9 protein-coding genes are annotated in these 12,007 nt (G+C 54.2%); 5 read left to right on the top strand and 4 right to left on the bottom strand.

Features of this window, described 5'->3' with window-relative positions:
- Window positions 1-40 precede the first annotated feature (40 nt).
- The gene (locus tag HMPREF1144_RS01280) at window positions 41-1,336 is read left to right on the top strand and encodes an MFS transporter (RefSeq protein WP_009651673.1); all 1,296 of its coding nucleotides are present in this window, start codon (window positions 41-43) and stop codon (window positions 1,334-1,336) included.
- 52 nt (window positions 1,337-1,388) lie between these two features.
- Here HMPREF1144_RS01280 and chiQ read toward each other — a convergent pair whose 3' ends face one another.
- The 4 genes from chiQ to nagE all read right to left on the bottom strand — a co-directional run bounded on the left by chiQ (window position 1,389) and on the right by nagE (window position 7,409).
- Window positions 1,389-1,721, bottom strand: a complete 333-nt coding sequence (chiQ, locus tag HMPREF1144_RS01275) for a ChiQ/YbfN family lipoprotein (protein ID WP_004848843.1) — start codon at window positions 1,719-1,721, stop codon at window positions 1,389-1,391.
- 46 nt (window positions 1,722-1,767) lie between these two features.
- A complete protein-coding gene (chiP, locus tag HMPREF1144_RS01270; protein ID WP_004130464.1) occupies window positions 1,768-3,171 on the bottom strand; it encodes a chitoporin ChiP in 1,404 nt (467 codons plus the stop codon).
- A gap of 439 nt (window positions 3,172-3,610) precedes the next feature.
- Window positions 3,611-5,278, bottom strand: coding sequence for a glutamine--tRNA ligase (gene glnS / locus HMPREF1144_RS01265; protein ID WP_004848839.1), 1,668 nt, complete (start codon window positions 5,276-5,278; stop codon window positions 3,611-3,613).
- Window positions 5,279-5,456: 178 nt separating this feature from the next.
- On the bottom strand, window positions 5,457-7,409 hold the full coding sequence (nagE, locus tag HMPREF1144_RS01260; RefSeq protein ID WP_004848836.1) for a PTS N-acetyl glucosamine transporter subunit IIABC: 1,953 nt from the start codon (window positions 7,407-7,409) through the stop codon (window positions 5,457-5,459).
- Between the two features lie 312 nt (window positions 7,410-7,721).
- Here nagE and nagB point away from each other — a divergent pair, with 312 nt between their 5' ends.
- From nagB to HMPREF1144_RS01240, 4 genes are read left to right on the top strand one after another with little or no spacing between them, the layout of a single operon-like run.
- Window positions 7,722-8,522 carry a glucosamine-6-phosphate deaminase gene (nagB, locus tag HMPREF1144_RS01255; RefSeq protein WP_004130458.1) on the top strand — a complete coding sequence of 267 codons (801 nt, stop codon included), beginning with the start codon at window positions 7,722-7,724 and terminating at the stop codon, window positions 8,520-8,522.
- A gap of 60 nt (window positions 8,523-8,582) precedes the next feature.
- Complete coding sequence (gene nagA / locus HMPREF1144_RS01250; protein WP_004848834.1) at window positions 8,583-9,731, top strand: N-acetylglucosamine-6-phosphate deacetylase; 1,149 nt, start codon at window positions 8,583-8,585, stop codon at window positions 9,729-9,731.
- 8 nt (window positions 9,732-9,739) lie between these two features.
- On the top strand, window positions 9,740-10,960 hold the full coding sequence (nagC, locus tag HMPREF1144_RS01245) for a DNA-binding transcriptional regulator NagC (RefSeq protein WP_009651672.1): 1,221 nt from the start codon (window positions 9,740-9,742) through the stop codon (window positions 10,958-10,960).
- 45 nt (window positions 10,961-11,005) lie between these two features.
- Window positions 11,006-11,758: an HAD-IIA family hydrolase gene (locus HMPREF1144_RS01240; RefSeq protein WP_004100215.1), complete on the top strand. Its 753-nt coding sequence runs from the start codon at window positions 11,006-11,008 to the stop codon at window positions 11,756-11,758.
- Window positions 11,759-12,007: the final 249 nt, after the last annotated feature.

Here is a 12,007-nt window from a genome sequence, read left to right as displayed (position 1 = left end):
CTCTATAAAAACAAGATAAAGACAATGGAGAGCAACCCCTATGACGCAACCCTCATCGCGCGCCGGTACCTTTGGCGCCATTCTCCGCGTGACCAGCGGTAATTTTCTCGAACAATTCGACTTTTTTCTGTTTGGCTTTTACGCCACCTATATCGCCAGAACGTTCTTTCCGGCGGAGAGCGAGTTTGCGGCGTTAATGCTGACCTTCGCCGTGTTTGGTTCGGGCTTTCTGATGCGCCCCATCGGCGCGATAGTGCTGGGGGCCTATATTGACAGGATCGGACGGCGTAAAGGGCTGATGGTGACGCTGGCGATTATGGGCTGCGGGACGCTGCTGATAGCGCTGGTTCCCGGCTATCAAACCATCGGCATTCTCGCCCCCGTTCTGGTATTAGTGGGTCGCCTGCTGCAGGGATTCTCGGCGGGCGTCGAGCTCGGCGGCGTGTCGGTCTATCTGTCGGAAATCGCCACGCCGGGGAAAAAAGGGTTCTATACCAGCTGGCAATCCGCCAGCCAGCAGGTGGCTATCGTCTTCGCGGCGCTGATTGGCTATGCGCTGAATGAAACGCTCGGCCACGATGAGATAGCCGAATGGGGCTGGCGTATTCCCTTCTTTATTGGCTGTATGATTATTCCGCTGATTTTTGTGCTGCGGCGTTCGTTGCAGGAAACCGAAGCCTTTCTGCAGCGCAAGCATCGCCCTGACACGCGGGAGATCCTGGGCACGATTGCCAAAAACAGGCGCATCATCACGGCGGGGACCTTGCTGGTGGCGATGACCACCACCACCTTTTATTTTATTACCGTCTATACGCCGACCTACGGTAGAGCCGTTCTGCATCTGAGCGCCCGCGACAGTCTGCTGGTGACCATGCTGGTCGGCATCTCTAACTTTATCTGGTTACCGATTGGCGGCGCAATTTCTGACAGAATAGGCCGTCGGCCGGTGCTGATGGGCATTACCCTGCTGGCGCTGCTCACTACCTGGCCGGTTATGCACTGGCTCACCGCCGCGCCGGATTTCACCCGCATGACGCTGGTCCTGCTCTGGTTCTCGTTCTTCTTTGGTATGTATAACGGCGCGATGGTGGCCGCGCTGACGGAAGTGATGCCGGTCTACGTCCGCACCGTGGGCTTTTCACTGGCCTTTAGCCTCGCCACCGCGATCTTCGGCGGCCTGACGCCGGCCATTTCCACCGCGCTGGTCGAGATAACGGGCGATAAAAGCTCGCCGGGCTGGTGGCTGATGTGCGCCGCGCTATGCGGCCTGGCCGCTACCGCGATGCTCTTCGTACGCCTGGGCCGCGGCTACCAGCCGGCAGAAATACCCCGCTAAAATAGCAACGGGCGGAGTTGACGCTCCGCCCGTTTGCTTGCCGCCGTCTGGCTTAACGCGGCGTATTGTTGCTGTGGATCTCTTTCCAGATCTGATCGCAGCGCGCCTCTACAGCCTGATCGTTCCCGGTTTTGCGCGCCTGGATACACTGCTGGTAATCCAGCACCCGCACGCTTTCCTGGGTCGCGAACTGCTGATGCTGTTTCTCCTGCTTCAGCACGTTCAGTACGCTCTGACAGGCTTCCACTTTATCCGGATTGCCCTCTGCGGTATTAATGCAGGCGCTGTAGGCATCTTTTAACTTTGAGTCTTCCTTAGGCGCTGGCGACTGGGTACAGGCAACCAGACCTGCTGCCATAATGGCGACAAGTATTAACTTTTTCATCATGAACCTCGGGAAATTGCGGCGGGTTTCCCCCGCCGCAGTGGCATCAGAAAATGGTGAACGGAGCGATAACCATGAACTTCACGTCGCGTTCATCCTGGAAGATGTTGCCGTAACCGCCGCTCCAGCTTGGGATATCGGAGTGGTTGTCGTATTGCGTAAAGTGGAGTTTGAACAGCGTGCCCTTAGCGCGTCCTTCCTGAACGGTGTACATGGCATCCAGGCTATAGGCGGACTCTTCCAGGCGTTTATCCGGGTTGTAGTACGCATCAGGCGAGGACATTCTCCCCGGCTTCGCATCCCAGGCATAAACGTAGGAGGCGCCGAAGGCCCAGCCCGGCATGTTCCAGTTCTTCATGTCATACATCGCGCCGAAGAACACCGCTTTTTCACCGTTGGCGTTGAAGTCCGAACGGTTATCCCACCAGATATCCAGTCGCCCGTTAGACGATGCGTAAGTTGGCGTCATACGCTGCAGGAAGTAGCCCTGCTGACCATCAGCTTTAACCCAGGTTCCTTCCAGACGCAGGTCCAGAACGTCGGCAACCTTATAGCCAAAGGTCAGTGCCTGCAGCCACGCGGTGCCGTCATAGATATCGTTAACCCCGCCGTTGCTGACCTTATCGCGGGTGCCGTAGAACTGATAGCTGGTGGTTAACGGCGTGCCTGCAACATCAAACTTATAGCTGGCCTTGGCAAAATACTGGTCGATGTAACCCTGTGCCTGACCAAACGCCGCTTCCAGCACAAGGTCGTTTTTAAAATCATATTTGGCGCCGAGAGAGTGAAGGTAATCCACCTTGGTTTTCTTGTCGTTCTGGTAGAACTCATCCATCTCAATATGCCACGGCGCTTTATATTCGTTCGTCCACATATAGGAGAAACTCAGCGCGCCCGCATCGCCATAGTCAAAGTTCGCACCGGCTTCAGCCCCCTGATAGGTCCCCGGCATAAAGCTCCAGTGCGGCGCCAGCAGCGTCTGGCCGGTTGGCTGAATATAACCCGCGCGCGCCCAGGTCGGGCCAAATTTAAATTTTGCGGCTGCTTTATACAGGCTGATCCCGCTCTTATCGCCGGAATAGTCTTCATCGTAGGTTTTATTGCGCGAGGAGAAAGCGATTTCGTTCGGGTGACCGCTCTCGCTGCTTTCGCCCATTTCGATGGCGGTAAAGGCAGCAACGTCAATACCGAACATATCGGCGGCATAGCCGGACTGGAAGTCGAGGTTGGCGTTCCAGGTGGAGTGCGACAGGTTAGTTTTATATTTATCGCCGTCGGTCACATCTTTACGGTCGCGCTCACGCTGCCAGTAATAGATGCCGCCGGTTAACGTTGAATCATCAATGAACCCTTCTGCTTTTGCATCCGGCACCATTGCAAATCCTGACAGGGCTGTGACACCGGCAATAGCCAGCGCCAGCGTACTACGTTTGCCACTAAACGTACGCATATGCATATCCTCTTTGACGTTTTAAAGTGCGGTTACCAAAGGCAACGCGCAAAAAAATAAAATAAGACTGCTTAAAAAAAGTGGTGCGGTAAAAATTCGCATAACCACTGGGTATAGACTATTTTTCGTGACGCGAATTATCAATCTCTTTCGCCGACCAAAGATGAAGATTATGACAAAGCGCACATAATTTATGTCTTTTTGTTTCAGTCGTAGATGTCACACGTTTGTCGGGTGAAGTGCTTGCAAAAAAAGAGAAAATTAGGGGAAATGAAAGCGATTACATATTTATATGCAATGGATGGAAAGGGTTAAAAAAAGCGGTTATTACAATCTGTAAACAAGATTAATTCGCATCGCAAAAATATGAGGATTTAATTCTCTGATTCTGAATAAAAAAAACGCCGCAGTAAGCGGCGTTCTCAATAACGGCGGGTAGCTACGCGCCGACTTTCGCCCATGTGTCGCGCAGACCGACGGTGCGGTTAAACACCAGTTGGGTTGCGGTTGCATAGCGGCTATCCAGGCAGAAATAACCTTCGCGCTCGAACTGATATGCTTTTTCCGGCTGCGCCTGCGCCAGGCTCGGCTCGGCAAAACCCTGTTTGATCACCAGCGATTCCGGATTCATCACCGAGAGGAAGTCCTCCGCCGCGCCCGGGTTCGGTACGCTGAACAGGCGATCGTACAGGCGGATTTCCACCGGCAGCGCGTGCGCCGCGCTCACCCAGTGAATCACGCCCTTCACCTTGCGGCCGTCGGCCGGATCTTTGCTCAGGGTATCGGCATCGTAGGTGCAGAAGATAGTGGTGATGTTGCCTTCCGCATCTTTCTCCACGCGCTCCGCTTTGATCACGTAAGCGTTACGCAGGCGAACTTCTTTACCCAGCACCAGACGCTTGTACTGCTTGTTCGCTTCCTCGCGGAAGTCGGCGCGATCGATCCAGATTTCACCACTGAAAGGCACCTCGCGGCTGCCCATTTCCGGTTTATTCGGATGATTCGGCATGGTCACGATTTCGCTGCCGCCCTGCGGATAGTTTTCGATAACCAGCTTAACCGGGTCGATAACGGCCATCGCGCGCGGGGCGTTCTCGTTCAGATCTTCACGGATGCAGGATTCCAGCGAAGCGATTTCGATAGTGTTGTCCTGCTTGGTCACGCCGATGCGTTTGCAGAACTCGCGGATGGATTCGGCGGTATAGCCGCGACGGCGCAGACCGGAAATGGTCGGCATACGCGGGTCATCCCAGCCCTCAACGTGCTTCTCGGTCACCAGCTGATTCAGCTTACGCTTGGACATCACGGTGTATTCGAGGTTGAGGCGCGAGAATTCATACTGACGCGGATGCACGGGGATGCTGATGTTATCCAGCACCCAATCGTACAGGCGGCGGTTATCCTGGAACTCGAGAGTACACAACGAGTGGGTAATCCCTTCCAGCGCATCGCTGATGCAGTGGGTAAAGTCGTACATCGGGTAGATGCACCACTTGCTTCCGGTCTGGTGATGGTCGGCAAACTTAATGCGGTACAGCACCGGATCGCGCATCACGATAAACGGAGAGGCCATGTCGATTTTCGCGCGCAGGCAGGCTTTACCTTCGGCAAATCCACCGCTGCGCATTTTTTCAAACAGCGCCAGGTTCTCTTCCACGCTGCGATCGCGGTACGGGCTATTTTTACCCGGCTCTTTCAGCGTGCCGCGGTACTCGCGGATCTCTTCCGCTGACAGTTCGTCAACATAGGCCAGACCTTTATTGATCAGTTCAACCGCATACTGGTGCAGCTGATCGAAATAATCAGACGAGTAGCAAACATCCCCGGACCAGTGGAAACCTAACCACTGCACGTCGTTTTTAATCGACTCAACGTATTCGATATCTTCCTTCACCGGGTTGGTGTCATCGAAACGCAGGTTGCATTGGCCCTGGTAATCCTGAGCGATACCAAAGTTCAGGCAAATAGACTTTGCGTGGCCAATGTGCAGATAGCCGTTCGGTTCCGGTGGAAAACGGGTATGAACGGTGGTGTGCTTACCAGTAGCCAGATCTTCATCAATGATCTGACGAATAAAGTTAGTCGGGCGGGCTTCTGCCTCACTCATCGTGGGTTCCTCAAAGCGTAAACAACGTATAACGGCACATGATCTTACAAGCAGGGCGTAGAGACAACTATTAGTTACGCAAAATAGCGATCAGAAGGAGATTATGGGGGTGTTTGCGGTAAAAAAAAGCGGCGCAGGTTTCGCTGCGCCGCTGAGGCATAAACGCCACTCAGGAGTCTTATTTGCCTTTAATTTCGTACAGCGGCGTCTGGCCAGCAACCACTTTACCGGTTGCCTGAATAACCAGCGCGCTGTAGTCGTCGCTATTGCTGCATACGACCGGGCTAATCATCGAGCGCGCGTTAGCGTTCAGGAACTCAAGATCCAGCTCCAGAATCGGCTGACCCGCTTTCACTTCCGCGCCCTCTTCCACCAGACGTTTAAAGCCCTGGCCGTTAAGCGCGACGGTATCGATACCCATATGGACGACGATTTCCGCACCGTTTTCAGTTTCCAGACAGAAAGCATGGTTGGTGTTGAAAATCTTCACCACGGTGCCTGCCGCCGGCGCAACAACAATCTTATCGGTCGGTTTCACCGCCACGCCGTCGCCGACGGCTTTGCTGGCGAACGCTTCATCCGGTACCTGCTCCAGCGCTACAATGTCGCCGGTAATCGGCGAAACCAGCGCTTCGACGGTTTTCGCGTTAGCGACAGCCTGCGGTTTAGCAGCCTGAGCGGCTACGGGGGCGCTGTGAGACGCTGCAGCCGCCGCGGCAACCGGGCCACGGGCAACCACTTTCTTCATTTCATCGCCGACGGATTCGGCTTTCGCACCCACGATAACCTGGATGGTCTGCTTGTTCAGTTTAACCACACCGGAAGCACCGAGGCGCTTACAGGCCGCGTCGTTAACCAGCGCAGAGTCCGCCACGGTCAGACGCAGACGGGTAATACAGGCATCAATCGCTTTCAGGTTATCCGTACCGCCGACCGCCGCGATGTAGTTGGTCGCCAGCTGGGTTAAACCTTCTTCGGTATTGCTGTTGGCCTCTTCAGTGACCACGTCATCCACTTTATCTTCACGACCCGGCGTTTTCAGATTGAACATGCGGATTACCGCGCTGAACAACAGGAAGTAGATAACGAAGAACACAACGCCCATTACAATCAGCATCCAGACGTTTTTACTGGCTGCCGGCAGGCTGTACATCAGCACATAGTCGATGGCGCCTGCGGAGAAAGAGAAGCCCGCGTGGATACCCAGCGCCGTCGCAACGAACAGACTGATACCGGTCAGGATGGCGTGCAGGAGATACAGCAGCGGCGCCAGGAACATGAACAGGAATTCCAGCGGCTCAGTCACACCGGTCAGGAATGCGGTGATGGCAACCGACAGCAGCATACCGCCGACCATCGGACGACGCTCTTTCGGGGCCGCGAAATACATCGCCAGCGCCGCACCCGGCAGACCGAACATCATGATCGGGAAGAAGCCGGACATGAACATCCCCGCGGTGCCGTCACCCGCATAGAAGCGGTTGATATCACCGTGGAACACGGCGCCAGCAGCGTTGGTGAATTCACCAATCTGGAACCAGGCGATGGTGTTCAGTACCTGATGCAGACCCGTCGGGATCAGCAGACGGTTGATGAAACCGAAGATACCGGAGCCGAGCGCGCCCGCGCCCACAATCCATTCACCACCTGCATGGATGGCGTTCTGCACCGGCGGCCAGACGTAGCCGAAGATGGCTGCCAGCACCAGGCAGAAGAAGCCGGTTGCGATAGGTACAAAGCGTTTGCCGCCGAAGAAGCTCAGGAAGTCAGGCAGTTTGATACCCGACCAGCGGTTATACACGGCACCGCCAACCAGACCGGTAATGATACCCGCCAGGACACCCATATTGATGGCCGGGTTGATAGTGACCATCGCTTTGGTCAAAACGAAGTAACCTACCGCCCCCGCCAGCGCTGCGGCGCCGGCGCTGTCTTTCGACCAGCTGGATGCGACGCCGATAGCGAAAATCAGCGCCAGGTTGTCAAAAATTGCCCCGCCCGCCTGGGCGATAAACGAAATGTTAAGCAGATCCGGTTGACCGAATCGCAGCAGCAGCGCCGCGACCGGCAGCACTGCGATAGGGAGCTGTAACGCCCTACCGAGTCGCTGAAAAAAACCTAAAATATTCATCTTATTCCCCCTATGAGACCCCGATAAGGCTCATTAAAGCCACTTTATTATTGTGTAACCTGGTTAAATTTTTAACTTACCTGCAAAGTGTCTGAAAAATTAATTCGTCTCGCAAATTAAATGGGTATTTTTTGTGACAATAGTCACCAAATATCGTATTCACCTCCGCCTTTGACTGGCTAACAACGAAAACTTATTTTATCATTCAAAAAATCAACACGGATTGACCCCGCTCGGCGCAGTTGCTGCGATACTCTTAATAGTATGCTGGCGCCAATCCGCCAGGTTCTAATTTAACTATAGAGGTGAACAATGAGACTGATCCCCCTGGTAACAGCTGAACAAGTCGGTAAATGGGCTGCCCGGCATATCGTTAACCGCATCAATGCGTTCAAACCGACTGCGGACCGTCCGTTTGTCCTCGGTCTGCCTACCGGCGGTACGCCTCTGACCGCTTATAAAGCCCTGGTTGAGATGCACAAAGCAGGCCAGGTTAGCTTTAAGCATGTTGTCACCTTCAACATGGATGAGTACGTTGGCCTGCCGAAAGAGCATCCGGAAAGCTATCATAGCTTTATGCATCGCAACTTCTTTGATCACGTTGATATCCCGGCGGAAAACATTAACCTGCTGAATGGTAACGCACCGGATATTGATGCAGAATGCCGTCGCTATGAAGAAAAAATTCGTTCTTACGGTAAAATCCACCTGTTTATGGGCGGCGTGGGTAACGATGGCCACATCGCTTTTAACGAACCAGCCTCTTCTTTGGCTTCACGCACACGCATCAAAACCCTGACCCATGATACTCGCGTAGCGAATTCCCGTTTCTTCGACGGTGACGTTGACCAGGTGCCTAAATACGCGCTGACCGTTGGCGTGGGTACTCTGCTCGACGCGGAAGAAGTGATGATTCTGGTGCTGGGTCATCAGAAAGCGCTGGCGCTGCAGGCGGCGGTGGAAGGCAACGTAAACCATATGTGGACCATTACCTGTCTGCAGTTGCACCCGAAAGCGGTTGTCGTCTGCGATGAGCCGTCCACCATGGAACTGAAAGTTAAGACACTGAAATATTTCAACGAATTAGAAGCCGAAAATATCAAAGGTCTGTAATGTAGTCTCGTCCCGCGGCTGCCCCCGCGGGACAACCATTTTTGACAACCGGGGGTCGTAATGTATGCATTAACCCAAGGCCGGATTTATACCGGTCATGAAATTCTGGATGACCATGCGATTGTTATCGCCAATGGCCTTATCGAACGTATCTGTCTTCAGACTGAACTGCCCACCGGGATCGAACAGCGCTCGGTTGATGGCGCGATCCTTGCCCCCGGTTTTATCGACGTCCAGCTTAACGGCTGCGGCGGCGTGCAGTTCAACGACACGGCGGACGCGGTCACCGTTGAAACGCTGGAGATTATGCAGAAGGCCAATGAACGCTCCGGCTGCACCAGCTATCTGCCCACGCTGATCACCTCCAGCGACGACCTGATGAAACAGGGCGTACGCGTGATGCGCGAATACCTGCAAAAACATCCTAACCAGGCGCTGGGTCTGCATCTTGAAGGCCCGTGGCTGAATATTGTTAAAAAAGGCACCCACAACCCGGACTACGTACGCAAACCGGATGCCGCGCTGGTGGATTTCCTGTGCGAAAACGCGGACGTGATAACCAAAATCACGCTTGCGCCGGAACGGGTGGAACCGGAGGTTATCCGCAAACTGGTGGCCGCCGGCATCATTGTCTCCGCCGGTCACTCCAACGCGACGCTTAAAGAAGCGAAAATCGGTTTCCGCGCCGGGATTACCTTTGCTACCCATCTGTTTAACGCCATGCCGTATATTACCGGTCGTGAGCCGGGCCTGGCTGGCGCGATTTTCGACGAGCCGGATGTCTACTGCGGCATCATCGTCGATGGTATGCACGTCGATTTCGCTAACGTGCGCCTCGCTAAACGTTTGAAAGGCGACAAGCTGTGTCTTGTTACCGACGCGACGGCGCCGGCGGGTGCCAATATTGAGCAGTTCATTTTTGCCGGTAAAACAATATACTACCGGAACGGCCTGTGCGTAGATGAGAACGGTACCCTCAGCGGCTCTTCATTGACCATGATTGAAGGGGTGCGTAACCTCGTTGAGCACTGCGGCATCGCGCTGGATGAAGTGTTGCGTATGGCGACGCTCTACCCTTCCCGCGCCATTGGCGTAGACAAACAGTTAGGCAGCATTGCCCCGGGGATGGTCGCTAACCTGACCGCATTCACCCGTGATTATAAAATCACCAAGACCATCGTTAATGGTAACGAGGTCGTCACTGAGTAAGTAAAAGTATGACAGCAGGCGGACAGGCTCAAATTGGTAACGTCGATCTCGTAAAACAGCTGAACAGCGCGGCCGTCTATCGGCTCATCGATCAGCACGGCCCCATCTCGCGTATCCAGATTGCGGAACAAAGCCAGCTTGCCCCTGCCAGCGTAACCAAAATTACGCGTCAGCTTATTGAACGCGGACTGATCAAAGAAGTCGATCAGCAGGCCTCCACCGGGGGCCGCCGCGCCATCTCCATTGTTGCCGAAACCCGCGGCTTCCACGCCATCGGCGTACGCCTTGGCCGCTACGACGCCACCCTGACCCTCTATGATTTAAGCAGCAAGACTCTTGAAGAAGAGCACTACCCGCTGCCGGAAAGAACTCAGGAAACGCTGGAGCACGCCCTGCTTAACATCATTGCCGCCTTTATGGAGAGCTGTCAGCGTAAAATCCGCGAGCTGATCGCCATTTCAGTGATCCTGCCGGGGCTGGTCGATCCGGAAAGCGGCGTCATTCGCTATATGCCGCATATTCAGGTGGAAAACTGGGGGCTGGTTGAAGCGCTGGAAAAACGTTTTAAAGTTACCTGTTACGTCGGCCACGATATTCGTAGCCTCGCGCTGGCGGAGCACTACTTTGGTGCGAGCCACGACTGTGAAGACTCCATTCTGGTGCGCGTACACCGCGGGACCGGCGCAGGGATCATCTCCAACGGGCGGATTTTTATTGGCCGTAACGGTAACGTCGGGGAAATCGGCCATATCCAGGTCGACCCGTTAGGCGAGCGCTGCCACTGCGGTAACTTCGGCTGTCTGGAAACCATTGCCGCCAATGCCGCTATTGAACATCGCGTTCGTCATCTGCTGGAACAGGGGTATCAGAGCAAAATCTCCCTCGATGACTGTTCGATCAAAACGATCTGCAAAGCCGCGAATAAAGGCGATGCGCTGGCCTGCGAGGTAATCGAGCACGTTGGCCGCCATCTGGGTAAAACCATCGCTATCGCCATTAACCTGTTTAATCCGCAAAAAGTGGTGATTGCCGGAGAGATCGTGGAAGCGGAAAAAGTCCTTCTGCCGGCAATCGAAGGCTGTATTAATACCCAGGCGCTGAAGGCGTTTCGCAAAAACCTGCCGGTAGTGCGATCCACGCTCGATCATCGCTCTGCCATTGGCGCTTTTGCCCTGGTAAAGCGTGCGATGCTCAACGGGACTCTGCTCCAGCGTTTGCTGGAAAGCTAAAGCCGCTTTATAGTTTCGCCTTTCTCCAATGATGTCGGACAGTTCATGACCATTCAAAACGTAATTTGTGATATTGACGGCGTGCTGATGCACGACAATGTGGCCGTGCCGGGCGCCGCTGAATTCATCAAACGCATACTCGAGAAAGAGATGCCGCTGGTGATGCTGACTAACTACCCTTCTCAAACCGGGCAGGATCTGGCAAACCGCTTTGCGACGGCGGGAATCGATGTTCCTGATACCGCCTTTTATACCTCAGCAATGGCCACGGCGGATTTTCTGCGTCGCCAGGAAGGCAAAAAAGCCTATGTGGTCGGGGAAGGCGCGCTGATTCACGAACTGTACAAAGCAGGCTTTACCATCACCGACGTCAATCCTGATTTCGTTATCGTCGGTGAGACGCGCTCCTTTAACTGGGAGATGATGCATAAGGCCGCTTTTTTTGTCGCCAACGGCGCGCGCTTTATCGCCACTAACCCGGATACCCACGGTCGCGGCTACTACCCGGCCTGCGGGGCGCTGTGCGCCGGTATAGAAAAAATCTCAGGTCGTAAGCCGTTCTACGTGGGGAAACCGAGCCCGTGGATTATCCGCTCCGCGCTCAATAAAATGCAGGCGCATTCGGAACAGACGGTGATCGTCGGCGATAACCTGCGAACGGATATTCTGGCAGGCTTCCAGGCCGGTCTGGAAACCATTCTGGTGCTTTCCGGGGTTGCCACGCTCGATGATATCGACAGCATGCCGTTCCGCCCTTCCTGGATTTATCCCTCCGTTGCGGAAATCGATATCTTCTAAATAAAACCACGTCCTGCGACGTGGTTTCTTATTTCTAAGCCTCTCCTGAACGCTTTTATCTAAAAAAAAAGCGTCATCACTAAATATTCAGCAACAAAAGTGCTCAAAACGTACTCTTTTTTCACTATTCGACAATCACAATTGCATTATTTCCTTTTCCTGCCGTAAACCCCTTGCGCCCTCCGCGCCTTTGCGGCATTTTCTAAAGCATGCACTGAGGCTTCGCAATAAGACGAAGTCTGCACAACA

Origin of the sequence: Klebsiella sp. OBRC7, assembly GCF_000293135.1 — a bacterium.
GTDB lineage: Bacteria > Pseudomonadota > Gammaproteobacteria > Enterobacterales > Enterobacteriaceae > Klebsiella > Klebsiella michiganensis.
This window is presented reverse-complemented; position numbering and strand designations above follow the sequence as displayed.